Here is a 24,032-nt window from a genome sequence, read left to right as displayed (position 1 = left end):
GGCGGTGTGTTGGCATTTGTATGTCGGCAACGGTGCTGGACTTGGCGCGAGAAGCCCTTACCATGGGAACTCCACTCAGCTTTCAAGGAAGTAACCGCTGATGAATAAAGCCCCCACCTGGCTACGCACAACTCTTTCAATACCGGTTTACGCAGTGTCAGTCGGTTTTTGGATTTTCACCGTATATATGTTCGTCACCACAGTGAAAATGCTTACCGCATTTATGACGCCTGAACTCATCGGAGCACGAATTTTCGACTTCTTCGTGGTTGTCGTATTGGCGGCTATCGGTAACGGACTATGGAAGCTCGCTAGATACATTCGAACATCTAATTTTAGGAAACAGCCCAGGCCCACCACAGCCAATCTTCCGTAACATCCCTACATCTGATCTTCGGCGTAAATGGCGGCACTGATGATCGCGCCACCCCAGCGCCGGCGACCGGCACACAGCGACACAGGATTGCCGGAGGCCGTGGTGTTCTTGGCGCTGCCGAAGGCGTAGCCGGGAGTGTTCTCGGGCGCGGCGCTTGTCTTGAGGCCGCCAGCCTGAGGGCTGAGCATCTGGATAACGCCGCCGGCGACAAGGCCGATGCCCGCGCCTATGAGCGGGGTACCGAAAGGCGTTGCAGAGAAAATAACACCCACAACAATCAAGATCGCGCCGACTATGGTTTGAAGAATACCGCCGCGCTTGCTGCCTACGACCACGGGCGCAATGCGGATATCTCCGGCACCGTTGTAGCTCAGCTCCTTCTCCCCGATATTGCGCTTATCGCGAAACACCGCGAACTCAAGGCCGCGCGACTTGGCATTCAAAAGAAACCGCTCGAATCCAGGGATCTGCACGCAAAGTGCTTTGATCGCCTCCGCCGGCGATTTCACCGCGAGCCTGAAGGACTTTCCGAACTGTCGGAGCTGCCCGTGCAGGCGAATCGTCGTCATGGGTTGGTAGTTGATCGCTGATGCCTGCATCACTTTCTCCGGGCAATAAAAAACCGCCCGGAGGCGGCTTCAAGGTTTTCTTGATTCAGTTGTAATCGACATAAGGCCCTATGTAGAACCCAGCCATGTCGCCGCTGATACGGTACAGGCTTTCCTTGCCTGGCTGCACCGTTGCTGCGATGGTTCGAATTGCAGCGCCCGCGCACAAGCCCGAGCCAGCCAGGCCTGCGCCGAGATTGGGCGACCCCGGCGGAAGGTAGAATGTGGCCCGCTGTCCAGTTCCGATCTTTGCAGCCCTGCGGCCGTCGACATAAACAACGATGTCGCACCCAGAACCGACCGCGCCGGAGTCGCGCACCACGGTGATTTTTCCGCTCTCGCCAGCTGGTTTAGTCTGGAAGGCATAGACCTCATCTGACGGGACCGGCTTCGCATCCCGCACCGAGATCGCCGATGAGGCGCACCCCGCCAGCATCACCACCGCTACCGCCGCTATCAAAATCCGCATGGCGTTCCCTCTTTGGTTTGGCGGGACTCTAACGCTTCCAGCATCAAGCACGAAGTGCTGTATTGACTGAATCACTCGTCACTCCTGAAGCTCCAACCTGAAGGTCAGAGGTGTCGTAGTTGCTTGCCTGCTCGACAAACGTTCAGCCATATCAGTGATGACCTGAACCCTTCTATCGCCCGACATACAGCTGCCCACAAGGTAAAAATGATACATACCCTTATGTTCATAAAGTGAGTTCAGCTCGTTGATGGTCAACTCAAAGTTGCTGAACCTAGGCGCTGTTGAGCCTTTGACTTCTACACGAACAATATTGCCCAGTTCGTCTTCATACTCGATATCCCATCCTCGCTTTTGCTCGGCAACATGGATCACATTACGTGCGGAGACATCAGGAATTTTTCCATCAACCAGAAGCTGCAGGACAAAATGCTCAGCCTTATCACCCACAACTTTGGATTGTTTCGACCGGCGCTGAGGGACTGTTGCACCTGGTTGCCTTGCTTTGCCGTTGGATTTTTTTACGGATAGAAGATCATCGACAAACGTGACAGAGACATCGCCGATTTCGAGCTGAGAAAACAACTCAGGGTACTCAGCTTCAAGCGGATCCTCCTGACCAAAATTACTCAGAACAAAACTCATGAGCCCCTGAGCAGATCCAAACCTTGCCATGACGTAATCGAAGTTTTCATCGCGTAGATTCATAAAACCATTCGGGCCACGTCCAAAATAGTCCGCTCCATTTGCGCTCAAAACCGATGGAATCTCTTCGGTGGTAAGGAAGATTTTCACGGGAGGTGTAAGGAAGTAAATAAGTGGGAAGGACTCAGGCTCCTCACCACTTGGCGGCCAAATCTGATCAGCCAACTGCTGATCCTCGGTGGTATCCAAAATCCGCGCAATCCATCGGTATGCCTTTTTTGGCTCATCAGGATCGCGTTTATCTGCGGTATAGAAAAAGCAGATGTCGCCAGCGGACATACGCTGAAAGCCATTGCGATTGGAGCCATTTTTTCCAAGGCGTGCTCCCCAAGCGTACTGAAAAGGAAGCTCCTTTTCGAGCATCACCTGGCGCACCTCGACATCTATTTCGTTTTCCAGCGAGCGAGAAAGGTTTTGCGTCGCGATATTGTCAGACGCTGGTATGAGCCAGATTTTCATTATTAGGTGAACTCAGCGGTTGTACTTCTTGGCGATACCCCTGAATTTATCCGCAGGGTATTTCAAGGCGTTTTTTTCAATTTTGCTCAATAGAGCTTTTTGAAGATCTATATCGAGCTTACCTGCTAATAGCAAAAGATAAGCAGTGACATCCGCTATCTCTTCTCTGATGCGTTCAGCTTGGTCAGTAGAGGACATGACTTTGGCGGCCTCTTCCTCTGTCAGCCACTGAAACTCTTCCAGCAACTCCGAGCACTCAACTGAAAGAGCGATGGCCAGGTTCTTTGGATTGTGGAACTGGTCCCAGTCCCGGTCAGTGGCAAATTGGGCCAGCTTCCGCTGAAGTTTTTTCGTATCCATGGATCATCGCTTGATGTGAGCTTCACCCTTGAGTGTACACAGCATCTGTCACCGTCAGCTACGAAGTGATGTGTCCGCCGCTACCGAGGCGATTCACACCGACGTGACGGTGCGCGAGAAAGTCAGGCTAAATTTACGAACCACACCGATTTCGGCAGAACGTCTCTCCAGTCAGCGTTCTACAGACGCCCTTGCTCACGACCGCCCCAAAGCAGACGCCAGAACCTCCGACACCAGCTAAAAAGATAGCTGACCACTTTTCTCGAAAATACAAGGCCCGAATCAGCGGGCCTTTTGCTTCATTAGAGACCAACTACGCATGCACTAAGCTCGCTCTCAAATGTCATGAGCTTTTTTGTTACTGATGCTTGGAGCTCTAAGGGCACGCGTTCATTGCTTTTCTGAATTCTATCTAACTCAAATTTACGCGCAGCTTTATCACCTTCAGGTGCGTCGAATGCGAGCGGAGCCGCTAACAATGCCTGCCCATCAAGCTCGGCTCGTTCTGAAATTTTTTGACTGCTTTTGTCTGCCGCCTCGTTGTCTGCCTTCACCTGGGCAAGCAATCTCTTGATTGCTCCCACGTCCAGCGGTACCGATTCAATTGACTGCAATCGGATAATCAGCGACTCCTTGATCTGATTTGCCGACTCCACGATGTCGATGGGTATATCCGTAGCCGCAGTTCTGAGCTCTATGTCTGTTTGCTGAGAGCCAGCCCAAAGCAATTCGTCTTCACTTATGGAATGTATCCGAGCTATAACGCAGCTTGCTGACTTCCTTGCAGCGTTGTAGGCAGATTGCTGAATACCGAACTGGTATCGATCAGACGCAGATAAACCCAGCAGAGACATACCCGCGCCACTGTTCATCAATCCTGGCTGACCAGCCACGGCACCTCCTACTGCCATCAGCGCACCAATTGAAACAAAGTCACCCGTGCCCCAGTTAAGCTCGCCCCTACTAGTGGCGTTGTCAGTGATGACTTTCAGAAGCCCTGCCGTATAAGTCTCAGCCCTAGCCAGCGCAGTGTCGCCCCCGGGGCTTGTTTCTGGGTACTCAATTAAGTCTTTGGGGGGAAGTGGCCAGGCTGGTTTCGTAGGCGCGTAAGCACAACCGCTCATCAAAACCGTAACAGCTATCAACGTCTGTAACGTGATTCCATTCATTTACAAGCGCTCCACGGATTTGATGGACGGTCATCTGAAGCGAGTCTAGCCTCTGTGATTGCAATTCGCCATACACGCCTTCAGAGGCTGATGCACACGACCTGCGCATCCTGCGCGGTTCAGCGGTCATTGCGCCAGATGCAAAAAGCCCAGCGCGGGGCTTGGTTTGTTTCGTGCCTGTTAAGAACGTTCGGGCTTTGCTGCAACGTACCCATTGACCTCGTTATGGCAATCAACCGTCAGATCATTCAGAAAAGGGCTAATCTCCGGATGCTCCATCAGCCCGAGCAGATCAGTGGCTGAATCACGGATGGGCTGCCAATCTTGATGATCGAATATCAACCGGTCGCCACAATGAAATGAGTCTTCAGTCAGGCCATTGCATAGCTGCCAGATGCGGTGCAAACCGCCTCTAACCTCGTCTGGCAATGCGCTGCCACACGCGGTAAGCGTATCGTTCAACGGCAGCATTGCTATAGACCACGCTTCGCATGCAGGGCAGTCCGGAATAGCTTCTCGCTGCTGATCTGCACTCATCGCCAGGAATTCTAGAGCAGGAAATGCCTCACATAAGGCGAGCACCAGCTTGAACTCTCCCTGCCCATACCACTCCCAGAGTGTCGTTGCGAACCCCATCTTGAAGCTCCTAAACCGCTACTGCAGCTATCAAAATACGCATCTCGTTCCCTCTTTGGTTGTCGGGACTGGAGCATTGAGGGGCAGATGCAAAAAGCCCAGCGCAGGGCTGGGCTAGCCTCAAACAAACATCTATGTCTCTGCACTCCATACAGCCAGTTCATAGCCATCCGGATCAATAAAGTGAAACCTTTTGCCTCCAGGAAACGAGAAAATCTCCCGGCTTATTGTGGCACCTGCTGCACTGACTCGGCGCTGAGTTTCCTCGAGATCATCCCCGTAGAGAATGACCAGCGGGCCACCAGTCCGAACGGGCTCTCCAGTTGTGAATCCTCCAGTGAGCCTGCCATCGCTGAATTCGGTGTAGCTGGGTCCGTAGTCCACGAAGGTCCATCCAAACGCCGCACCATAGAAAGCTTTACTGCGCGGAATATCGCTAACGTTAAACTCAATGTTGTCGATCTGATGATCGGTTCCTCTGACACCCATAATTCACCTCCTTGTTGTACAAAGACCTCATCATGACGCGATCCTGTCCAGGCATCCAGCGTGGATGGAATGCCAGTAACCGCGCTGAGCGCCGAAGTAGTAGCTTTATGCCTCCAAGGATGCTTAGAGTGAAGGAACTGCATGAATTCTTCGAATAGAGCAAAGTCGGACGCTATTAAGGAGCAATACGATATTTTGAGCGAGGCGGACGATGCCAAGCTCCGTCAGTCAGCGAGAAGCGTGATAGATGAAGTTACGGCCGGTACTTTCATGGCAGTACAGAGCGTTAGCGTAACGCTGATTCCTCTTGAGGTTCAAATGGCAGACAGACAGGTATTGCCAGATATCGATTTCAAGAGAATGGACGCAGTCATAGGCAATATAAAGAGCGACGACGATCCCTTGCTTTCAGGGGCCGCCGAGGCTTGGCGCCTCGACACTGACCAGCTTGAAGGCCTGAATTAAGGATTCCCCAGTCCTACGCCTGCATGCCCAAGGACTGGGGTTGCGCCAATATCGGCGCGGATAAAGATAGGGAGATCTACGTGAGCGACAGCGATTTTAAGCCCAGGGAACCGTTTACTATCGACTGGAAACGCGAGTACGACGTAGGACCTTCGGATGAACACCTACATGCGATGGGACAGTTCATCGTCAATTACTCTGCGGTCGAGTGGCAAATATCGGAGCTTTTTGCCTTTTACCTCAAGATGCCAGTGGCAGAGGCTCAGAAGCTATCAGTTGAAGCCAATATCTCAATGGCAGGGATGATCAGATACGTTCAGGGGCGAATATCGGACTCAAAAACCCAGGACCAACAAGCAGCAGACGACCTGCTTTTCACGCTAAAGGCTTTCGATAATGTCAGCAGCCTCAGGCATAAAATAGTGCATTGGCAATGGGGGCTAAATGAAGGTCAAACAGCGTCGTTAACCGATCTGATTAAGCCAAAGAGCGCCAATAAATCCAACGCAACACTCAAAATCAGCGAGCTAAGAGATCAGTGCCTGAAGCTCATGAGAATTCTTCAGGCGATTTCAGCAAATGGTGAGATCCTCAGAGGTGTCAGGACGCGCGCTCAGATTCTAGAAATCCGCAAAGGTACATCTCCTGAAAAGCTCTTTCGACCCTAGATCGGGAAATTGGCCAATCATCGATCTCCTCAAGCACGGCAAGGCCAGCTTCGACCATCGCTGCTGATACGGGAATATCCTCAGCACAGAGGCTTGACCCGTAGTTGCTCAAACGAACATCGTCCATCGCCAGCCTCCGTTCTCACAAGATTGGTTACTTTGCATCTTTGTGCCTGAGGATCAGGCGTGTTCGGTCATGCCAGGGGCCGCCGTAGACGATGATCTCGGACGGCCTCCCGTATAGGTGATGCAGCAGGAAAGGACCTGGCCCGAATGCGCCTGACTCTTCGTCAGGTAGTGCCGGATCAGTGCCCAGGTAGATGCCGGCATGGTTCGGGTGAACTGTCCGCCCGACTTGCATGACGATCATGTCGCCGCGCTGGGGACGGTCTACGCGTACAAAGCCGGCTGCCTCGTAGTGCTGCTCGTAGAGGCTTGCGTTCGCCGCACTCTCCCACCAGCCATCGGCGCGCTGGAAGGCTTCGAACTCCAGACCCCATTCGCAGGCATACCAATCAGCGCATACCTGCCAGCAGTCCCAAGCACCATGCACGAACGGCCGCCTGAGCAGCGGCGTGCTGCCCGTGGGCGTGATCGTGCGCATGTCGCCCTCAGGCCAGGACAGAATGTGCCAGGGCAAGCCCGTGGCCTCACACATGGCCAAGTCGTGCGGTGAAGGCCTGCTGGTGGCGTCCGGGTGCGAGTGAACGATGCCGATCACCTCGCCCAAGTCTTCCGCAGCGGCATAGTCCTCAGGATCGAGCCGGAATTCTTCGCTCGGCTCTGTGGCGATGTTCCGGCACGGGAAGTACTTCTGCTTGCGCCCGATAGCCAGCAGCAGGCCACAACATTCTTTCGGGTACTGGGCCGCCGCGTGCGCCTGGATGGCGGTGATGATGTGTTTTCGCATTATTCGCGCCCACTAAAAAGGGCGCCGTAGCGCCCTTACATTGGTTGTTATCGAGCTGGAGGAGTGAGAACAGCCCTTTCTAACGGCCAGCCCATTCGGATGCGCAGATAAACGATGTTGTAAGAGAGGCTGAACTCATCGGCCCAGCCTGCAATCGTTCTAGTTTCACAGAAAAGCGTTTTCAGATGGTTTGACCGAGTGTTTCTACACTGCTGCTTATGAGTAGCCCATCTGCAGTTGTCGGGTGAGTAGCCTTTATTGTTGTCGATCCGATCGAGCGACATGCCATCAGGGCGAACACCCATATCTTCATAAAAATTGGAAAATTCTAACCAACGCTCGCACACTTTGATTCCGCGAGCGCCGTAGTTTTCATAAGCTGCATGGTTTTTGTTGGAGCATCTTCGGACCATCCCATCCCAAAGCTGATAAGACGGCGTCCCCTCCATTCCATGCTTGATGCTTCTTGCTCTTGTAAGCTCTTTTGACAGGCAACCGCATGACGTGGACTGGCCGTTTACCAGCGGCCCTGATCGAACGGAGCTCTCTTTGCCGCAATCGCAAACACAATTCCAATAGGCCCCGGCCTTGCTGGGTTTGTTAGCGTCGCGGCCCACTACAAGTAGCCTTCCAAACCTTTCTCCGGCTAGATCTCTGACGGGTCTACCCATTTTCACACTCCTACAGTATGAAACCTAACTTGAGGAGCGCGGCAGGCCAGTTAGGTATTGGCTTTTCGGGAGCTACCCTAGCCGCGCAATTCATTGTATCAGCTCCTTGAGATCAGGTTCACTGCAGGAAATCCTCCAAAATTTAGCTCTTCGTTTTCGCCAAATCTGAGCTTGCATGAGGACAGGCACCCCTTACATTCATCCTTCGAAGGATCATCTGTAGGGTTGTCTTCGTCGTCAAACATCGCTGTCCCCGTGTAATTACAGTCAGGGCCTCTGTATCCCGCCGTCATGGCCCAATGGCAGAACGTGGTCATCTGCCGGCCGGGTAGGCCGTGGTTGTCGATCTCGCCCGGGGAAGAAAGCTCCCAGACAACCGCCTCGCCGTCCTCGCTGGTTTTCTGGTCGATGTACCAGATTTCCAGCGCCTCCTGGGTCGGGTCGGCAGTTGGGTTGCCCTCGGGGAAATTGGCGGCGTCCAGGTACTGGGCCAGAGTCTCGCGAACCGTCAGCTTGAACTTCAGCATGTCTTCGAAGGCCAGGCACAGCGCCGTGACGCGCCCGTTAACGTTGCCGGCGGCGAACGTTGGCCGAGAGGCGGTGCCGTCACTGCTCGAGGAAATACCCTCAATCTGCACGAGGTCAGGCCGCGTACTCCTGGCCCTGCCAGATAATCGACTTTGCGGGCAGATCCTCTTCGGAGCCCTCATAGGCCAGCAATTCCTCTGGCGTGTGCGGGATCGCGTGGCCGTGGAAGCGCAGGTAATCGGCGCCGTATTCCGTCCCATCAATTTCAAACAGGCGAATCTCGCCGCCGGGCTCCAGTTTCTGGATGTCCGTGATCAGTGCCATGGGCGGTTATCTCAGGGGTGAAAGGTTTGCTGGAAGGTCGCGGTGATGGCGTAGACCTGGCCGCCGCGGTGCACTGGCTTGTAGCCGTTGCACTTGTAGAGGCCAAGCTCACCCAGGGGCGGCTCCCAGAGGAAGCCCTTCGCCCCTTTGTGCCGATCAAGGAACGCCATGATGTCTTTGATACGTGGCTTCAGGCCGGTAAAGATCACCGGCCACGATTGCGACCGGTTATTGAGTCCATCCTCGACCGACTGCTCGTAGCTATCGCCGAACTTCTTGGACCGAACACGCTGAGCGATATCACCCTCCGCGCCCTTCTCCGTTGCCCAGGTAAATCGTTCGATAGCCATCATCGCCCCTTGATTGCGTTGTTGATGACGCCACCCTGGCGCATGTCCCTGCTCCGCAGTTCCTGATATTTCTGCTCTACGAACGTCGCCAGCTCCTTGCCGAAGAGGTCATAGCCTGGTGCGTCAGCCGTTGACGATGCATTTCCGTCACCGTCGATGTGTACCTCGACATTAATCTGCGTTCCGCCAGCCCCACCGCCGCCCATAGCCATGACCCCAAGCTTGCCGCTCGACGTGCGGGTCAGGGGCATGATCGCCTCCTCACCAGCTTCACCCATCACGCCGGTTTTGCCGTTGGCCATACCGAAAGCCGTAGGCTTGCTGACGATGGAGTTCGTGAACGCACCGCCATCGGCGAACATCTGCACGCCGCCAGACCACGCGCCTCCCTTGGCTTGCGGAAAGTAGGTGCTGGAGTAGCCGGTCGAGGACGCGCCCAAGTTCGAAGAGGTAGCACCGGCAGAGCCGGCGGCCATTCCGTTGCCACCTCCAACAGCGCTGCCGCCGAGGTAGCTCGCCGCCGCACCAACCAGACTGCCCAGCAATGCGGAGCTGGCTTGGCGGGTCGCTATGCGCGCCATGTCGGCCAGGATCGATTTGGCGAAGTCCGAGAACGACGCCTTACCGGTCATGGCAAAGTTGACGATGGAATCCTCCATGGAACTGAAGGCGTTGCCGAACAGGCTTTTTGTTTGCCCGGCGATGTTGCGCGCCGAATCCAGGTAGTTATCCCAGGCTGCCGTTGCGCCCTTCGTCCAATCGCCCTGGGCGTTCTCCACATCAGCGTAGTTCTGCCGAATCTGGTCAGTGGCGGCCTTGTTCGCGTCTGCGAGCGCCTGCGATTTCCGTTTAAACTCTTCCTCCGACATGTTGCGCGACGGGTCGGACTTCTGGTTGGCAAGCTCCAGCGACTGCTGAGCAAACCGGTCCTCCTGGCTGTTCAGCTCGCCGCTGAGCGCGTTCTGGCGATCACCCTGCCCTACGCCGAGCACTGCGCGCTGGCCTGCCAGCTCCAGCGCACGCTGTTGCTGCCCCAGCGCCTGCACGTAAGTGCTGATCGCCCTCTCCTGTTTGGCAAGGCGCCCGGTCTCGTTAGTCGCCAGAACCTCAAGCTGGCTGTCCGCATCCTTCTGCGCCTTGACCATCCCCGCGCGCGCATCGGCGATCTTTTGGTCCAGTTGAATACTTTGCGCGGCCGAGGTGCCCTTCTTGGCCTTGGATGCTTCCAGGGCGGAGATCTCGGCCTCGTAGGCTGCCGTCACCTGGTCAAGCTCGTTACCGATCAGGGCCTGGCGGCGAAGCAGGTAGTCTTCCTCGGAGAGCAAACCAGCTTTCTGCGCGGCCTCCATCTCCTTCTGGTAGTTCTTATAGGTGTCGGTGATCGCCGCCAGGTCGTTTTTGGCGTTGTTGAAGCTGGTCAGGTCGACTTGGTTGCCAGCGGCTTTCGGGTCCTTGAACTTGTCGTTGATGTTGGAAATGTTTTTATCGATCGCCGCCTGGGCCAGGCGCGGGTCGTTCGGCGCTACCTTGCGGATGTCGTCGAGCTGCTGCTTGTAGTCCTTCAGGGCCTCGGCGCGTTTCTGTTCATTCGTCAACGACGACTTGGTCAGCGCATCAACCTTTGTCATTGCCGTGACCGCCGCCCCTTGGGCTTTTGCCTGCTCGCCCTCCCATTTGGCAATGTCTGCCTGAGCCGCCTTTTCGTCCTCCAACATGTTCAGGCGGTTTTGCCGGAACTCAATCAACGCATCCTTGGACTTTTGGCTTTGGAACAGTCCATCCATGTCCTGAGCTTCAGCCAGTCCAGCGCGAGCATTCTCGATGTCTGAGTTAATGTCTCGGCGTCCGGCGTTTTTCAGACCGTCCGCTGCCTGGGCGACAGCGTTGTATGCCTTCTCCCAGAAACTCAGGTTCTCCAAAATCTTCGGAGTGCGCTCGTTGATCGCGTCGGCATAGGATTCGGTCGCAAGCTTCACGGCTCCAGCGTGATCGCCCTGCTCTTCCAGCGCGGCAATCTGCGAGTAAACCGAAGCGGTGAGGTAGTGGTACTGCTCGTTCAGCGCTGCCGAGGCTTTAACCGGGTCATCGGCGAGCTTCACAAACTCGGCAACCGTCTCGCTGACAGCCTTGCCGGTGGCTTCCTGCATCGACACTGCGGCCTGGGTGATGCCGGCAAAGCTCTCGCCGGCAATCTTGCCGTTTTCCGCCAGCATCGCCAGCACTGCAGCGGCCTGGCCTGTGGTGCCTACGGTAGCGCTGACCTGCCGCGCCATGTCACCCAACTGCCCGGCACTCACGCCGGCGTAGTTGCCAGTAAGGATCAGTGATTTGTTATAGCGGTCCTGCTCTTCGCTGCCCTTGTAGTAGGCAACCGCGAGGCCACCCACGGCAGCGGTAGCCAACGCCAGCGGGGCCAGGATGGCGAGCAGACCAGCCGCACCAGCGCCAGCACCGGCGCCCAACTGAGCGACGGCGCGAACGCCGCTACCCCAGTCACCCGACGACAGTGCGTTACCCAACTGCACGACGTTTTCCTGAGCCTGGCGGGTACCAAGGCGCAGCTTGTCGAAACCAGTGGTGGTCTTTTCGAGCTTGGCATAATCCTTGTCGATTTTGCCCAGGGCGCTGTTGTACTGGTCCTGGCTGATCCTCCCGGCGTCCAGGTGCTTACCAAGCTGCTCGACCTGCGTGTCCAGTTTGGCGAGTGCAGCGCGAGCCGGGTCTATGGCACCCAGAAGGCTGTTCAGGGCCTTCTGTTCGTCGAGGGCAGACTTGGCCAGGGCGATCTGCCGCTTGTCCAATTGAGCGGAGATCTTCGCCGCCTCGGCCTCGCCATAGGCGCCGGTCTTGGTCAGCTTGGCGAGAGCGTCACGCTGCTTTGCCAGGTCCTGGGTGGTTTTGGCGCTGGTGGAAAGAGACTTTTCCAGCGCCTGCATTTCGTTCATCAGCGAAACGGCGGACTGCTCGGCCCGGCCGCCGGCCTTCGCCATTTCATCCAGGCTCGTTTTCGCCTGGATTGCATCGGCCGAGTCGATCTTGACGCCGAGTTCTGCAATGTTCATCGACTCACCTTGAATAAGTGCCCGTGGTTACGGGCTGTTTTCCCTTTCCTCTGCCATAACGCGCAGGGCTTCGCCTTCCAGCACCTGAAGGTCAGGGAAGATTTCAGCGAGTTTCTTTTTCTTGATGCCGAGGAACCCGGCCACGTCGCGTATGCAGCTGTAGTCGAGACCGATCGCGCCGCCTGCGCCTGCTCGCCACTGGGTGGACATGCGGTTGAAAAGGAGGAAGGCCGGCCAGTTGCATGGCCAGACCTCCACCTCTTCAACCAGGTCGCCAGGGGCAAGGCCGAACATGCCAATGATCGCGTCGGGCACGCTCGGCGAGTACATCGCGCGGGCGGCGTCAGTCAGTTTCCCAGGCGGGCCTGGCTGTATGCGCCTTCGTAGGCCTTAACGACAGCCTCGGCGGCACCCTGGCAGGACTTCACAAACGCGACGATGTTGTCGTCGTTGTATTCGTCATCGAAGCCCCAGCCGACCACCAGGTCTTTGATTTGCTGGGTTTGCTGCTCGGTATCCACCGCAACAATTTCCGACCATGACGGCTTATCCCCCAATGCGGCCTGCGCCTTCTTCCGCTTCTCGTTCCATTCATCGAATAGAGCGGCAAGCTCGGCGCGATCCCGGTACTTGAAGGTGAACTCAACCTTCTCGGGCGCGCTGCCGACGATTGGAATCAGCACGGGCGCGGTGAACGTGGCGTTCTGCGCAATCCGGATCTTTGCCATGGGTTACACCACCGCAGTCAGGTAGCGGGTCGGCTCAGCCTGCAACGCAAGACTGACGGTACGAGTCAGCAGGTTGTTACGGGACACCGCTGGCTGTTTGGAGAACGACGTGTAAGTGCCATACAGCAGCGTGTCGTTACCGGGCAGGTTCAAGCGGGCCGCTTCGATCTGCTTGCCGGCGTCCGCCTTCAGCAGCACTCCGTTGAACGCCTGGACCGGGTCGTCAGCAATGGTGAGCACCATGCTTGCCGCCGATTTGTCGGTGGGGATCTGCTTGCCCTGGTCGTCCTCGAGGAACACCACGTCCAGGTAGTTCTGTTCGCCTCCGGAGAAGGCCACGTCGGAGATTTGCGGGATCTGCACCCAGGTCAGCACCTTGCGCATCGTGCCCGCACCGCCAGCGACCGGATAGACCTGCGTGTCGGTAGTGTCGATGCCTTCCAGGGTAATAGCCGTTGCCGTGGCTGCCTTCACGCGCACCACCTTGCTATCCAGCTTGCTCCAGCCAGACGTCAGCAGAACAATATCGCCGGCAGCGATGGTGCCACCTACAACGGTGGCAACGGCCTCGGCTGCGTTGCTGATGGCAGTGAAAGCCAGTGCGGCCGCGTAGGTTGCGGCGTGCTGGAAGGTGCCGCCGTTCGGGAGTTTGTAGCCCATGGGGAATTTCCTCTTTGCAGATGTGAAAAAACCCGCTCAATGGCGGGTCTCTGGGTTTGCCCAATGGGCGGGATCAGTTGGTGTCGGCCCGGTACAAGAACGAAGTCGGGACGGTGTAGGTGGAATCGCCTGTGATGCCTGGCCCCTGGTCAACTGGCGACATGGTCACCACGGTGACCGCGCCCTTTGTGTCCCGCGCGTAAAGAGGGACCAGGTCGGTCAGTTCTGCTGCGATCGGATTCGTCTTGGCCTTGCCGGTTCCCGCCGGAGCGATGATGCTGACCTGAAACACGCCGGTGTAAAGCCGGTGATCGCCGCCGAGCGTGTTGCTCGCGGTGTCGCCCGGAATGGTGAAAGCTCGAAGGTATGTCTCGCCCTCCGCCGGCGCGTAAGCCGTGTTCTCGAAAACGATCTTAAGCTTCTCCGACCTGGCAGCGTTCCAGGCGATGAGCTTTGCCTCGTAGATCGAGGCGATGATTGCGTGACTCATACCTGGTTGTTCCTGATCGCCTCCAGCACGATCTGCTGGAAGCGAGCCACGGTTACCCGAACCATGCCGCCGGGGGCCTGGGTGGAATGGCCGAACTCCAGCGGAATCGCGTAGGGCAAGTTATTGATGATGTAAGCCATCTGGCCAGCGGTGAAGTCACTCATTGCGGCAACCATTGCAGCAGTGGTTTCGGCGCCGCTCGGATCGACCTCGTCGAAGGTGACGCTCTCAACCACGCCCAGCGAGATGTGCCAGTTCGCCCGGAACCGGCCGCCGACGTAGTCCTTGCCAGCCACCAAACCATTCACATTGAAGTTCTGGTCGCGCTCGGTCTTTGTCAGGGGCTTGGCGTACTTCACACCCTTTCGCAGCTGGCCGGATTTGGTGAAGTTCGATTCGTTGAGGTTGATGATCGTATTGCGGACCGCGACCTTGACGTCATAGTCGTCGGCTGCGCGGGCGTTCGCCTCACGGTAAGCGACGTTTGCGGCCCAGATCTCCGGGTTACCCACGGGAGACATCCGGATCAGGCTGCTGCCGACCTCGATGATGATCTCGCGCACACTGGCGTCGATGGCCTCGCTGGTCTGGGCGGCGAACTCGGCGAGGCTCAGGGCGAAACTGCCGGATTGGCCGGCGCCCGCCCGACTCACGACCGCACCTGCAGCTCATACAGGATCGGCGTACCGGCCGGGTTGACCTCTTTCAGCGGAGGAACGATTGACCAAGTGCGGCCCTGGGCCACGACCTTGTCGAGCAGACCAGGCACCCACGCCAACCCCTGCGCGGCGACCTTGAGCTTCTTGTCGCCCTGTTTGATGAGGCTGTTGGTCTGGAATTCTTGGCCGGTGAAGTCGAGCAGGATGCCTTGGGCGGTTTGCTCTTTGATGCTGTCGGGAGGTGCCGAACCGGTTTCCGGGTCGTACTCGCCGACGATTGTTGCGCGGATGATCACAGGTTGCCCAAACTCTGTAATCATGTTCAGTGCAGTGACGGCCATTTCGTCATAAAAAGCCATAGTAAGCCCCCTGATCATGGAGAGGATCAATGAACAACCAGCAACGCGCCGCGCTTATTACAGCAGCACTCCAAGCCTATTTGACTTGCCCTCCACCATTGAAGCGCTTCTATCGTTTAGATTTACGAGGCGCGATTCAGGACGCTTTGGCAGGCACCAAAGATGAGGAATGGACATATAGAGCTCAGGGCAGGTGTTGCCCATTCGTAGTGGAAGAGGATTCGCATGTAGATTTCGCAGCCACGAATCACCTCGCCACTACGATCCATAATGCGATTGAGTGGCCCGAGGATCTGTTCTGGAACTGGTGGTGGAACAAGCTTTTGACTTACTGACTCAGGCCCGGACAGCAAACAACCCGCGCTTCTGTAGGTAATCAGCAAATTGTGTAGCGCTCGGCCGATTGGGCGCCGCCGGCAACAAGCGGCTGCTGGTGGACGGGATCGCAGCGTATTGGCGCGTTACCGCCCCCTCAACACGATCCAGCAGCACCGCTCCTTTACGTTTCTCCACCGGATCGATGTCGTCCTGATGTATCTCGGCCGCCAGGGCCATTTGGCCGTACTGGACTCGCGCCGGCAGGTAGTTGTTCGGCTTGATCTCCTGATCCAGCAGCACTTCCCGGCGCGGCCAGGACAAGGCCTGCTCGCTGTTGGTCTTTCGCCCTTTCCAGACCATGCCATCCATCGCCAAGGCGGCCCGGCGCAGCAACGCCTCTTGCTCGGGAACGCCTGCAGGGATGACCGTGCCGAATTTCACGGCATACATGACCAGGTCCTCGGCGCTCGCATAGCTTTCGGCGTCAGGCTTGCCAGTGCCGTCCTCAATGATGAGTGTCATGCGTTAACTCACTGGAATGGTTTGAAGATTGGCCGCCGGGTCACCGGCAGCCAGCGGTATCACTCCTTGGCGAGCTCAGCGACGAGCCTTTCCAGGGATTCTTTCGAGACGTTGGCTCGGTACGGCATTTTCGCTTCGTCCAGCTTCGCTTTCAACGCCGCGATTTCACTGGCCTCGTCAGCCGGCGGTGCAATGGTCGCCGTCTTCAGCACTTCCACCTCTTCACGCAGCGATTTAACGGTAGAGAGCAGGCCGTCGCGCTCAGAGGCCAGGGCACCAACCGAGGTATGGATGGTTCCGAGTACATCAAACAAGCGCAACGCCACCTCGCCCGACTCGGGACGGTGAATCTCGCCAGCTTCCAGGCCACCAATCAGGATCTCGATCGATCCATGCTCAGCACGCAAAGCCGCAACGACTTTTTCGAGTTCGGCCTGGTTGGTGGCGCCAACCATCTGCACCCGCTTAGCCTCCCTCACCGACACGTCAATACCGGCCGCTTCATATGCGTCGACCACGTTTGGCCAATCGCCAATCACCAGCACGCGTGTAACACCGGCTTCAGGCTTATCGAAGTGTTCCGGATTGCGGTAGCGCTTCTCCGGGTCGAAGTCGTTGAGCTGGTTGCTGTAAGTCAATTCCATGTGTTTCTCCAGTGCGGCCATCGCTGACCGCTCGTTGAATTCGAGGCTTAGCCGCCGGTGGCAGGAGGCGTTGCAGTGAGCTGGATCATCACACCGGCGGTGACCTTGTTGCTGCCCGCGTGCTTGACCCAGTTGGCAGCAGAACCGACCGCAGCCAGGGTTGGGTTGGAACCGCCAGTGGTGGCTTTCCAGCTATAACCCAGCACATCGATGTTCACGGTGCCTTCAGCGCGGTAGCCGATGCTCAGGTTCTCTTCGTCGTTCACTTCGTAGGAACGGAAGCCTGGGGCCTGCGACTCGGTAATGGTCACGGCGTTTGGCAGCAGGCCGAAGATCACATCCGCCGGCGCGGTGTCGGTCACCAGTACAGGCTTGCCCAGAGTGCCCGGCAGGCCGCCGTAGATCACGACACCGGCCTCTTCGTAGATCTTGTTGGTGATAGCCTCGTCGACGATGTCGAAGTAGGCGCTGGAGTGCATGACCCACAGAGCGATCCGGCCGAATTTGTCACCGAACTTGCGCATGCCGCGAGTAAGCGTCTTCTTGCCGTCGGTTTCGATGTTGGCCGAAACCACCATGTCAGCGTTGGAGCCGATGGCGGCACGAAGGCCAGCAGTTGCGTACTGGATGAAGCCTTCCAGGGTCGCGTCAGCAACGTCGGCACCGACGATCTGGGAGAACTCCTCGACCGGACGACCGCGGCGCTTGAACGCCTCTTCGGTGGTCTGGTACGGACCGTACTTCCACGGAGCCTTGACGCCGACAGCTTCGCCGGCGCTGATCTTCTTGGCAGTCACCTTGCCTTCAGAGTTGACGTCGCGGTGCTCCAGCGAACCGTTCAGCTTGTAGAGCGCACGCTTGCGGAAGTCACCTTCGATCAGCTCGTTATCGAGCACCATCGCGCCATTGGAGGATGCGTTAAACACATCCAGGTTGTCCTGGACACGCTCCAGGTATGCAGTTTGCGCCTCATCGTTATAGATGATCAGGTCGCTGTTGACAGTTGTAGCCATGGGTCTTTCCCCTTACTTGGGCAATGCGAGGTATGCGGTTTGGCCGTGCTTGCGCTGGAAATCGCGCTTCTGCTCGGACGTCATTTCGGAGCGCTTGAATGCAGCCTTGCCGCCACCCCCGCCCGGGGCAAATGTCCCTGAAGCCCTTGGCCACAGGTGGGGTGCGCTTTCGCGCAGAGATTCCGCCCATTCGAGCGGGGTCAGAGGGGTCTTGCCGTCTTTACCGAGGATGACCTGGCCGGATTCATCAACGGCGACTGCATCGCCATCTTCGTTAAGGGTGAACACGCCTTTGGCGCGCAGGATGATGTCGTCGGTGGCTTCGGGCAGCGCGCCGACCTTCAGTGCAGCACCGCGCACCGAGTCACCCAGAACCTTGCCCTGGAACTTGGCAGCGAACGACTCAGCCTTCTCGGCGCGCTCGCTGATCGCCTTCAACTGCTTGTCGTAGTCACCGCGCAGGCGCTCGGTGCGGCGATTGAAGACTTCGTCCACCTTACCCTCGGTCAGCAGTTTGGTTTCTTCGTCCTGGCCCGCACGACTGAGCAGTCCTTTGACTGCGTCGATGTCGATGCCTTCGAACTGTGTTTCGAACTGGGTCAACTTGCCGGAGGTTTCCTTCAGCTTCCCGAGCAACTCTGAATTCTTGGTTTTCAAACCCGAAACGGACGCTTCAACGGCAGTCGCGATAGCGGCTTTGATTGCCGGGTTGTCCAGGTCGATTTCGTTTTCTTCTGCCACGTTGATGCACCCCTTGGGTATGTCTAGCCCGCTTTGCAGGCATAAAAAAACCCGCCGAGGCGGGTTCAATTCAGATGTATAAGTCGAATCGGTTCAAAAGTATGTTGTCCATCTGCCTCAAGCTTACCGGTCGCTTTAGGTGATCCTCGAACAGTTGTCGAGCTCTTAGGAAGTGATCCACGTAAACCCTGTAGTTCTTTGATTGACCCGCAGTTGTGTACGCGAAAACCCAGCCCTGCTCGTCAGCGACCCATTTCAGAGCCGTTCGAGCTCTTGAGTCCATCATAGGAAACAGCTTCGGACGATGAAAATGGAGATACTTTGACGAGAAGCTGCTGCAATCTTTTTGGGTGACTTTGGTGACTGTGTCGCACAAAAAGGAGTGAACCTTTACCACATCGCCAATCAACATGGGAGTGAGGTCTTGGTGCTCATCAAGCATATCGAGCAACTCACCTACCATCGAGTCTGCAACGGTCTGTCCCAGCAGGTCATAAAAATTTGCTGTACCACTCACAGGCTCGGCTTCGCTCGGTGTCCGTCGCTCCGCAGATGCAGAAAGGCTTCGCCCGATAATCAATGCCTTAGATGCAATCTGCGCTTTGTCAGTATTGCTCGGGTTATCCCTCACGAACTGATAAAGCATTCGGTTAGCAGGAATAAAAATTCCACAACCTTCATCTGTGCCGATGATGTCGTTGGTTAGATATGGAATGGATGGTTCGCTAAGGTGCATACATGACTCCCCGTCTATGTCACGCACACCATAACGGCACTAATTACATTTTCAAGCCAATCCAGCCCTTTCAAATGCCAGCGGTTCCAGCACTTTCATCTGCGCCAGGGTCAGCGGAGCGAAGTTGCGATCAAGCTGCAGCTCAGTGAAGCGCTCGACGGTCAACCCGCCCTCCCGGAACAGCTTGCTCCGTACAGGGCCGATAGCCACATCCTGGAACGATGCCGGCTGCTGCTGTAGCCAGTGGTAGTAATCGAGGTCAGCGTTGACCTGCTGGCCGCCATTAGCGCCAACAGAAGCCCGCGTAGCGCCTTTGGCGAACATCGCGCTGAGCTTGGTCAGGAGAATGAAGGTGGTGCGGCAGTTCGGGTGGAATGGTGGCCTTGGACCTGAATCCACCGGAAACCTGCGCTTGTCCATCGAGCGGCATTGCTGGCTGGTCTTGCTGTCCAACGTGGCCACCATCTGGATCTCTTCGACGATGTCAGTGTTGGCCTTGGCCACCTCCATCCGAGCCTGCGAGGACACATGCTGAATTGCGGTGTGCACGACCGTGCTGGCATTGCGGTTGGTGGTGGTAAGGATGCCGTCTTTGTACCCTGCCGCCTTGGTACCGCGAATGTTGCGGATGATCTGGAAGTTCGTCTGCCCTTCGAAGTACCCCTTCCGGATTGTACCAGTGACGCGCTCACGCTCGGCGACAGTCCAACCCTTGATGAAGGCCTTCAGTAGCTTCCCGCCGCCGGTGCCGCGCACGCTGAGCGGGTTCGTCAGCACCGCCGTGCGAATTGCAGCGGCTGTCGGAGCCACAACGTCCAGTGACACGCCAACCGGTGCCGACCTGGCAAGACTGGTCGCCTCGAACTCGGCCTCGTAATTGGCGATGTCCACCAAGTCCAGATTCAATTGCGCGCTGTAACGATCGAAGATGCCCTGCAGCAGGCTGTCCACCTCCTTCAACAACGATTCCAGGCGCTTGACGTTGTACTCAGTCGGATCCGACTGTGTGAGTCGGTCGCGGATCGAGCGGTCAATCTCCTTGAGGAAGGGAGCGAACTTGCCCACCTCCCCAGCCTTGAGCTTTTCTAGGAAGACGGCGTGCCGTATGGTCGCATCAAGTATTGCCTTGTTCGCTGCCATCTATTTTGCCCTCATCGTCCAAGCCCAGCCCATCGCCCTGCTCTTCTAGTTCGCCGTCTATCTGTTGATCAGTGCGCTCTGGTGCGATCAGCCCAAGCTTGCGCAAATAAGACCGAAGATCAGCCTTCGCGAACCCACCGTTCTGCCACAGCCCAACGAGAGCGGTGATCATCTGCGGATCAGCCGAGAGTTCGACGAATTCTTGATTCACCTGGTAGGCGACCTTCTGGTCGGCGATACCCATGTAGGTGCAGCACCACATGATCGCTCGCGTGTAGGCCTCGCTGACGTTGGCAACACAGCCAGCTAGAACGGACGTGGACGCAGACTGATCCCCGCGGGACTCTGTAGCGGTCTTGGTCGCAAGTGATGCAACCACCATCCGAGCGCCCAGCTCAATCATCATCTGGTTCTTGTCAGCCATGGCCTCTTTGACAAGAGTGTTCGGAGCGGGCTGCGCATAGGCAAAGGCGCCGCCGGCAGGAAGCAACATTGGCGCCCGAGAACCGACGTAAATGCCGTTTTTCTCCATGTGATCACGCCATTGCTCATCGAGCCCAGAGATATAGGGCTGAGCCTGCCCACACCAGAAAACGCTATCTTCGTAGTCAGCACTGTTCCGGTAATGGCCCAGATTGATCATGGCGATATCGTAGAGCGGCGACTCGTCGATGCTTGGGTCGTTGTTCTGTGCGCCCACGAAGGTGAACGGGATCTCCTTCAGTCGGCCACCGGCACCCGTAGGCCGAAACTCTTCAGTAACCGCCAGTGGCCCGCCGGTCTCTGGTCCTGAGCGGCGCCAAACTCTGCAAACGAAGCCGTCTTCCTCCAAGGCCAGTTCCCGGTACTGCTCAACCGTTTTGAAGCCGAAGCCATCAGGGATCTCCGGCGATTCCTTCAGCACCACCAGCGTTAGCACGCTATGACCGTTAACCATACCGGTGCGCCAGTTGATGATGTCTTCAGCGCAGTAGGAAAGGATTACCGAGTGCCCACCGATACCGTCGTCCTGGTGATAGTCGACATACAAACCATGCCGGCCGGCCTCGAGCACCTTTTCCAGCGTCCCCTGGGAGTGCTGATAGATGCTCACCCCTGAGCCGTTGGCGTTGTCCTGCAAGTAATCCAGCTTCTTCGGAACCGTCAGTGTCGGATCTTTGTGGAAAGCCAGGCCGAGCAACCCGTTTCGGGTGTGCCCGGTGGCGTTCTTGAACACAGCGCGCTCACGGTAAGCCCGATTCCGGTCTTGATTCTCCGGCGACTTGTCGTGCGCGTTGATGTACGGCAGCCGATCTACAACCCGGTGCTGGCCCGCGCAGACGTCGCGAACGGTCGCCCAGCGGTCCAGCACTGCCGTGTATTCCGCCCGCTTGAAGGAGACGTCGTTGCTCATCGGGCGTATCCCATTTTAATAGCGGTGACCGGTTTGATGATCGGGTACTCGCGGTGGATGAAGTAACCGCCGGCGTCGTTCGCGTGATCGATGCCGGCGGTTTTATCTGGCTCCCCGTTCGCGCCCCACACCTGCTGCTCCAGGCCATCGGCGTAGGTCGGACAGGTGAGCGAGTTGACCAGGTAGCGGCGCTCGCCCTGCGCATTGCAGAAGACGGCGTTCATTGCGTTGATTCGGTCCTTCACCGGCGGGTTTGCCGCTGGGGCGATGACCGCGAACCCGGCCTGCTTAAGCATGGCCAGGTCGGTGATGCTGGCGTTCACAGACTTGCGCGAGTCGCCCGAGGCATCCGGGTAGATCCTGATCTCGCAGGTCTTCTTGAAGTCGTTGCCGTCGTGCTGCCAGTAGCGCTCTTTGATCCGACGGATCATGTCGGGCGTGTCGTAGCCATCGATCAGCTCATCTACTGCCCTGGGCAGCCCCTGGTCACGTTTGACGTGGGTGATTGCCGCCATTTTGCCGACGTTGAAGTCCATCCCAATAAACAGCGGCTCGCCGGGCTGCACGGTGTCGAAGCATCCGTTGAGCTTGCGGTCGTAGGCGGTGTAGATCGTGCCAGACGTCAGGTTGACGAACTGGCCTTTGAGGTACGCCATGATCAGCTGCGGTGGATACGACTCCATCAAGGAGGCGATGTAGTCATCCGGCAGGTTCAGCTCGTTGTCGAACGTGCTGGCCTGCACTAGGCCATACATCTCCTTGAGCGAAGGCTTGTCGCGAAGCTGCTTCACGAACTGCAGAAAGACGAACTTGAAGCCTTCCGGCGTCGTGGTGACGTCCACACCGTTCTTCAGTCCGGGCAGGTTGTAGCGCATCCGGGCGATGATCTTGCGCCAGGCCTGCTGCGCCTTAACCGCGGTCAGCACGTCCAGCTCATCCACCAGGGCATGACCGATCTTGAAGCCGACAATGGTCTGCGGCTTCTCCATCGACCGGCAAATCACAGTGCCGCGGGACTGCCGGCCGCTGTAGATGTGAACCTCGTGGTTCGCTTGGTTGATCTTGGTCTTCAGCCCCCAGTCATAGGCCACCTCATCCATGGTCGGATAGAAGATGTCGCGGATCTGCGGGTAAGTCGGTGCGAAGTAGCCAGCGTTGACGCCAGGCCACTCCATGAAGTGTTTGCTCAGTGCCGAGCAGCCTACCCAAGTCTTGCCTGAGCCGAAGCCGGCAACGAACGCGCGAAACTTGTGGGGCAACGTGAGGAACTGAGCCTGCGGAACGTTAAGGCTCGGCATTCGGCCTCCTCGCATCCACCACGTCGACCTGGATGCGGGTCGGGATCGCTGGCTCGTCGCCGGCCTCTTCCTTCCGTGCGCGGTTGACGTAGATGTCGCCGGTTTCTTTCGCGGCCTGCTCGAGAATCTGCATGGCCAGGCCGATGTTCTTCATCGTCTCGGCCTTCTCCACGAAGCGGTTCATGGCACGGAGGCGGAAGGCACGGTTAGCAATCGGGATGTCTGCTGTCTCCTCGCGGAATCTCTTGCGGGTATCTTGAAACAAAATCTTCCACTTGATGGCTAACTTGCTACCTGCAATCTTCGTTGGGTCATACTGAGCGACTTGTGAGCGGTGTATTACCAAACCAAATTCATCCTTTACCGCATCGACCACCTGCGTCGGTGTGTCAAAGCACGCTAACGCTTTAACGATGAAGCGTTTTACGCCATCTGCCAGCGTTGCCATAAATGCGAATCCGTATAGCTTGGGTATAGAAATGACTTACGACCACTTTGAGCACCGCCATCGATTTTCCGCATGGGCAGCCTCCCGAGCAGCAAGCCGTGGAGCCAAAGGCGCTACCTCATCAGTGCTTTTAAAAACTCTAATAGACAGTGGCGTGAAGGACTTTCTGAAGGCTGAGGAAAAACACGCGACAGTCACAGAGGAAAGCTTCACAAAACTACACAAGAAGTGGTGTAGCGCCGCTGAAAAAAGCCTTACAGATCAATGCATAAAGGGAATCGAATACGGCAGAATTGCGAAGCTGATCGCTATCTACATCAAATCAATGATTGTGAATGGACCTGGACATACCTCTCCGCTTGCCGATGTAGCACACCCGCCTATTGATAGCTTCCTACTCAAAGAGCTAGCAAAACGAAAGGACATCACTGATCAAGCAACCAAAAAACTGTGGCGGAAGGTTACCTGGACAACGTTGAAACACTTTGAGTACTACGCGCTCATCGAAACCCTCAAGGCGCTCGATGACGCAAAACCGTTCTGGATGCTGGAGAAATATTGGCCTGAGGTCCGTCCATAAGAGACTCACCTTTAGTTTGCAGCTCTCAAACAGGTTCCGCATGCCCTCGCAATG

At 56.9% G+C, this 24,032-nt stretch carries 29 protein-coding genes and 1 pseudogene; 4 read left to right on the top strand and 26 right to left on the bottom strand.

Annotated elements, in window-relative coordinates; translation table 11 throughout:
• Positions 1–381: 381 nt before the first annotated feature.
• The 7 genes from AB4O23_RS17665 to AB4O23_RS17635 all read right to left on the bottom strand — a co-directional run bounded on the left by AB4O23_RS17665 (position 382) and on the right by AB4O23_RS17635 (position 5,271).
• A complete protein-coding gene (locus tag AB4O23_RS17665; protein WP_135196659.1) occupies positions 382–975 on the bottom strand; it encodes a tail assembly protein in 594 nt (197 codons plus the stop codon).
• 55 nt (positions 976–1,030) lie between these two features.
• A complete protein-coding gene (locus tag AB4O23_RS17660) occupies positions 1,031–1,453 on the bottom strand; it encodes a hypothetical protein (protein WP_135196658.1) in 423 nt (140 codons plus the stop codon).
• Between the two features lie 78 nt (positions 1,454–1,531).
• Positions 1,532–2,617 (bottom strand): protein NO VEIN domain-containing protein, encoded by a 1,086-nt coding sequence (locus tag AB4O23_RS17655; RefSeq protein ID WP_223496369.1) that lies wholly within the window; start codon positions 2,615–2,617, stop codon positions 1,532–1,534.
• A 12-nt stretch (positions 2,618–2,629) separates the two neighbouring features.
• Positions 2,630–2,977 carry a nucleotide pyrophosphohydrolase gene (locus tag AB4O23_RS17650; RefSeq protein WP_223496372.1) on the bottom strand — a complete coding sequence of 116 codons (348 nt, stop codon included), beginning with the start codon at positions 2,975–2,977 and terminating at the stop codon, positions 2,630–2,632.
• A 302-nt stretch (positions 2,978–3,279) separates the two neighbouring features.
• Positions 3,280–4,146 (bottom strand): hypothetical protein, encoded by an 867-nt coding sequence (locus AB4O23_RS17645; RefSeq protein ID WP_223496375.1) that lies wholly within the window; start codon positions 4,144–4,146, stop codon positions 3,280–3,282.
• 180 nt (positions 4,147–4,326) lie between these two features.
• Positions 4,327–4,782, bottom strand: a complete 456-nt coding sequence (locus AB4O23_RS17640; RefSeq protein ID WP_223496377.1) for a hypothetical protein — start codon at positions 4,780–4,782, stop codon at positions 4,327–4,329.
• A gap of 132 nt (positions 4,783–4,914) precedes the next feature.
• On the bottom strand, positions 4,915–5,271 hold the full coding sequence (locus AB4O23_RS17635) for a VOC family protein (protein ID WP_223496379.1): 357 nt from the start codon (positions 5,269–5,271) through the stop codon (positions 4,915–4,917).
• 141 nt (positions 5,272–5,412) lie between these two features.
• On the opposite strand from AB4O23_RS17635, the gene AB4O23_RS17630 reads away from it, so the two are divergent.
• Entirely contained in the window at positions 5,413–5,736 is a 324-nt protein-coding gene (locus tag AB4O23_RS17630; RefSeq protein ID WP_223496381.1) for a hypothetical protein, read from the top strand.
• Positions 5,737–5,816: 80 nt separating this feature from the next.
• Positions 5,817–6,404, top strand: coding sequence for a hypothetical protein (locus AB4O23_RS17625; RefSeq protein WP_460060164.1), 588 nt, complete (start codon positions 5,817–5,819; stop codon positions 6,402–6,404).
• 154 nt (positions 6,405–6,558) lie between these two features.
• On the opposite strand, the gene AB4O23_RS17620 is transcribed toward AB4O23_RS17625, so the two are convergent.
• From AB4O23_RS17620 to AB4O23_RS17575, 10 genes and pseudogenes are all read right to left on the bottom strand, one after another.
• On the bottom strand, positions 6,559–7,314 hold the full coding sequence (locus tag AB4O23_RS17620; protein ID WP_460060162.1) for a C40 family peptidase: 756 nt from the start codon (positions 7,312–7,314) through the stop codon (positions 6,559–6,561).
• A gap of 769 nt (positions 7,315–8,083) precedes the next feature.
• Positions 8,084–8,837, bottom strand: a pseudogene (locus AB4O23_RS17615) (phage minor tail protein L).
• Between the two features lie 11 nt (positions 8,838–8,848).
• Positions 8,849–9,187 (bottom strand): phage tail protein, encoded by a 339-nt coding sequence (locus AB4O23_RS17610; RefSeq protein ID WP_068931880.1) that lies wholly within the window; start codon positions 9,185–9,187, stop codon positions 8,849–8,851.
• A complete protein-coding gene (locus tag AB4O23_RS17605) occupies positions 9,187–12,249 on the bottom strand; it encodes a phage tail tape measure protein (protein ID WP_460060160.1) in 3,063 nt (1,020 codons plus the stop codon). The genes AB4O23_RS17610 and AB4O23_RS17605 overlap by 1 nt, the downstream gene beginning before the upstream one ends.
• Before the next feature lie 27 nt (positions 12,250–12,276).
• Positions 12,277–12,579 carry a DUF1799 domain-containing protein gene (locus AB4O23_RS17600; protein WP_012724063.1) on the bottom strand — a complete coding sequence of 101 codons (303 nt, stop codon included), beginning with the start codon at positions 12,577–12,579 and terminating at the stop codon, positions 12,277–12,279.
• A 17-nt stretch (positions 12,580–12,596) separates the two neighbouring features.
• Complete coding sequence (locus tag AB4O23_RS17595; protein ID WP_460060158.1) at positions 12,597–12,977, bottom strand: phage tail assembly chaperone; 381 nt, start codon at positions 12,975–12,977, stop codon at positions 12,597–12,599.
• 3 nt (positions 12,978–12,980) lie between these two features.
• Complete coding sequence (locus AB4O23_RS17590; protein WP_460060156.1) at positions 12,981–13,637, bottom strand: phage tail protein; 657 nt, start codon at positions 13,635–13,637, stop codon at positions 12,981–12,983.
• A 73-nt stretch (positions 13,638–13,710) separates the two neighbouring features.
• A complete protein-coding gene (locus AB4O23_RS17585; RefSeq protein ID WP_460060154.1) occupies positions 13,711–14,127 on the bottom strand; it encodes a phage tail terminator-like protein in 417 nt (138 codons plus the stop codon).
• The gene (locus AB4O23_RS17580) at positions 14,124–14,780 is read right to left on the bottom strand and encodes a hypothetical protein (protein WP_460060152.1); all 657 of its coding nucleotides are present in this window, start codon (positions 14,778–14,780) and stop codon (positions 14,124–14,126) included. The genes AB4O23_RS17585 and AB4O23_RS17580 overlap by 4 nt, the downstream gene beginning before the upstream one ends.
• Positions 14,777–15,145 (bottom strand): hypothetical protein, encoded by a 369-nt coding sequence (locus AB4O23_RS17575; protein ID WP_460060151.1) that lies wholly within the window; start codon positions 15,143–15,145, stop codon positions 14,777–14,779. The genes AB4O23_RS17580 and AB4O23_RS17575 overlap by 4 nt, the downstream gene beginning before the upstream one ends.
• A gap of 29 nt (positions 15,146–15,174) precedes the next feature.
• On the opposite strand from AB4O23_RS17575, the gene AB4O23_RS17570 reads away from it, so the two are divergent.
• Positions 15,175–15,480 carry a hypothetical protein gene (locus AB4O23_RS17570; RefSeq protein WP_181643602.1) on the top strand — a complete coding sequence of 102 codons (306 nt, stop codon included), beginning with the start codon at positions 15,175–15,177 and terminating at the stop codon, positions 15,478–15,480.
• Position 15,481: 1 nt separating this feature from the next.
• On the opposite strand, the gene AB4O23_RS17565 is transcribed toward AB4O23_RS17570, so the two are convergent.
• The 9 genes from AB4O23_RS17565 to AB4O23_RS17525 form a co-directional block, all read right to left on the bottom strand.
• The gene (locus AB4O23_RS17565) at positions 15,482–15,985 is read right to left on the bottom strand and encodes a DnaT-like ssDNA-binding protein (protein WP_460060149.1); all 504 of its coding nucleotides are present in this window, start codon (positions 15,983–15,985) and stop codon (positions 15,482–15,484) included.
• Positions 15,986–16,044: 59 nt separating this feature from the next.
• Positions 16,045–16,629 (bottom strand): hypothetical protein, encoded by a 585-nt coding sequence (locus AB4O23_RS17560; protein ID WP_223496404.1) that lies wholly within the window; start codon positions 16,627–16,629, stop codon positions 16,045–16,047.
• A 47-nt stretch (positions 16,630–16,676) separates the two neighbouring features.
• On the bottom strand, positions 16,677–17,642 hold the full coding sequence (locus AB4O23_RS17555; protein WP_017528141.1) for a major capsid protein: 966 nt from the start codon (positions 17,640–17,642) through the stop codon (positions 16,677–16,679).
• A gap of 12 nt (positions 17,643–17,654) precedes the next feature.
• Entirely contained in the window at positions 17,655–18,383 is a 729-nt protein-coding gene (locus AB4O23_RS17550) for a hypothetical protein (protein WP_460150210.1), read from the bottom strand.
• Positions 18,384–18,453: 70 nt separating this feature from the next.
• Entirely contained in the window at positions 18,454–19,119 is a 666-nt protein-coding gene (locus AB4O23_RS17545) for a hypothetical protein (protein WP_460060146.1), read from the bottom strand.
• 51 nt (positions 19,120–19,170) lie between these two features.
• On the bottom strand, positions 19,171–20,259 hold the full coding sequence (locus tag AB4O23_RS17540) for a minor capsid protein (protein ID WP_460060145.1): 1,089 nt from the start codon (positions 20,257–20,259) through the stop codon (positions 19,171–19,173).
• Positions 20,234–21,652 (bottom strand): DUF4055 domain-containing protein, encoded by a 1,419-nt coding sequence (locus tag AB4O23_RS17535; RefSeq protein ID WP_460060143.1) that lies wholly within the window; start codon positions 21,650–21,652, stop codon positions 20,234–20,236. Before AB4O23_RS17535 ends, AB4O23_RS17540 begins: the two co-directional genes overlap by 26 nt.
• Positions 21,649–22,950, bottom strand: coding sequence for a terminase large subunit domain-containing protein (locus AB4O23_RS17530; protein WP_460060141.1), 1,302 nt, complete (start codon positions 22,948–22,950; stop codon positions 21,649–21,651). Before AB4O23_RS17530 ends, AB4O23_RS17535 begins: the two co-directional genes overlap by 4 nt.
• Positions 22,937–23,398 (bottom strand): DUF2280 domain-containing protein, encoded by a 462-nt coding sequence (locus AB4O23_RS17525; protein ID WP_460060139.1) that lies wholly within the window; start codon positions 23,396–23,398, stop codon positions 22,937–22,939. Before AB4O23_RS17525 ends, AB4O23_RS17530 begins: the two co-directional genes overlap by 14 nt.
• Positions 23,399–23,429: 31 nt before the next feature.
• On the opposite strand from AB4O23_RS17525, the gene AB4O23_RS17520 reads away from it, so the two are divergent.
• A complete protein-coding gene (locus AB4O23_RS17520; protein ID WP_460060137.1) occupies positions 23,430–23,978 on the top strand; it encodes a hypothetical protein in 549 nt (182 codons plus the stop codon).
• Positions 23,979–24,032: the final 54 nt, after the last annotated feature.

This window comes from Pseudomonas sp. H2_A10 (genome assembly GCF_054680085.1).
This window is presented reverse-complemented; position numbering and strand designations above follow the sequence as displayed.

Bases quoted from the DNA above. Each gene is read 5' to 3' on its own strand.
- AB4O23_RS17555 (WP_017528141.1), bottom strand. From the start codon at position 17,642: ATGGCTACAACTGTCAACAGCGACCTGATCATCTATAACGATGAGGCG.
- AB4O23_RS17560 (WP_223496404.1), bottom strand. From the start codon at position 16,629: ATGGAATTGACTTACAGCAACCAGCTCAACGACTTCGACCCGGAGAAG.
- AB4O23_RS17565 (WP_460060149.1), bottom strand. From the start codon at position 15,985: ATGACACTCATCATTGAGGACGGCACTGGCAAGCCTGACGCCGAAAGC.
- AB4O23_RS17525 (WP_460060139.1), bottom strand. From the start codon at position 23,398: ATGGCAACGCTGGCAGATGGCGTAAAACGCTTCATCGTTAAAGCGTTA.
- AB4O23_RS17585 (WP_460060154.1), bottom strand. From the start codon at position 14,127: ATGAGTCACGCAATCATCGCCTCGATCTACGAGGCAAAGCTCATCGCC.
- AB4O23_RS17520 (WP_460060137.1), top strand. From the start codon at position 23,430: ATGACTTACGACCACTTTGAGCACCGCCATCGATTTTCCGCATGGGCA.
- AB4O23_RS17570 (WP_181643602.1), top strand. From the start codon at position 15,175: ATGAACAACCAGCAACGCGCCGCGCTTATTACAGCAGCACTCCAAGCC.
- AB4O23_RS17575 (WP_460060151.1), bottom strand. From the start codon at position 15,145: ATGGCTTTTTATGACGAAATGGCCGTCACTGCACTGAACATGATTACA.
- AB4O23_RS17665 (WP_135196659.1), bottom strand. From the start codon at position 975: ATGCAGGCATCAGCGATCAACTACCAACCCATGACGACGATTCGCCTG.
- AB4O23_RS17595 (WP_460060158.1), bottom strand. From the start codon at position 12,977: ATGGCAAAGATCCGGATTGCGCAGAACGCCACGTTCACCGCGCCCGTG.
- AB4O23_RS17605 (WP_460060160.1), bottom strand. From the start codon at position 12,249: ATGAACATTGCAGAACTCGGCGTCAAGATCGACTCGGCCGATGCAATC.
- AB4O23_RS17620 (WP_460060162.1), bottom strand. From the start codon at position 7,314: ATGCGAAAACACATCATCACCGCCATCCAGGCGCACGCGGCGGCCCAG.
- AB4O23_RS17530 (WP_460060141.1), bottom strand. From the start codon at position 22,950: ATGCCGAGCCTTAACGTTCCGCAGGCTCAGTTCCTCACGTTGCCCCAC.
- AB4O23_RS17535 (WP_460060143.1), bottom strand. From the start codon at position 21,652: ATGAGCAACGACGTCTCCTTCAAGCGGGCGGAATACACGGCAGTGCTG.
- AB4O23_RS17590 (WP_460060156.1), bottom strand. From the start codon at position 13,637: ATGGGCTACAAACTCCCGAACGGCGGCACCTTCCAGCACGCCGCAACC.
- AB4O23_RS17635 (WP_223496379.1), bottom strand. From the start codon at position 5,271: ATGGGTGTCAGAGGAACCGATCATCAGATCGACAACATTGAGTTTAAC.
- AB4O23_RS17540 (WP_460060145.1), bottom strand. From the start codon at position 20,259: ATGGCAGCGAACAAGGCAATACTTGATGCGACCATACGGCACGCCGTC.
- AB4O23_RS17645 (WP_223496375.1), bottom strand. From the start codon at position 4,146: ATGAATGGAATCACGTTACAGACGTTGATAGCTGTTACGGTTTTGATG.
- AB4O23_RS17545 (WP_460060146.1), bottom strand. From the start codon at position 19,119: ATGCACCTTAGCGAACCATCCATTCCATATCTAACCAACGACATCATC.
- AB4O23_RS17610 (WP_068931880.1), bottom strand. From the start codon at position 9,187: ATGGCTATCGAACGATTTACCTGGGCAACGGAGAAGGGCGCGGAGGGT.
- AB4O23_RS17630 (WP_223496381.1), top strand. From the start codon at position 5,413: ATGAATTCTTCGAATAGAGCAAAGTCGGACGCTATTAAGGAGCAATAC.
- AB4O23_RS17650 (WP_223496372.1), bottom strand. From the start codon at position 2,977: ATGGATACGAAAAAACTTCAGCGGAAGCTGGCCCAATTTGCCACTGAC.
- AB4O23_RS17660 (WP_135196658.1), bottom strand. From the start codon at position 1,453: ATGCGGATTTTGATAGCGGCGGTAGCGGTGGTGATGCTGGCGGGGTGC.
- AB4O23_RS17600 (WP_012724063.1), bottom strand. From the start codon at position 12,579: ATGTACTCGCCGAGCGTGCCCGACGCGATCATTGGCATGTTCGGCCTT.
- AB4O23_RS17640 (WP_223496377.1), bottom strand. From the start codon at position 4,782: ATGGGGTTCGCAACGACACTCTGGGAGTGGTATGGGCAGGGAGAGTTC.
- AB4O23_RS17655 (WP_223496369.1), bottom strand. From the start codon at position 2,617: ATGAAAATCTGGCTCATACCAGCGTCTGACAATATCGCGACGCAAAAC.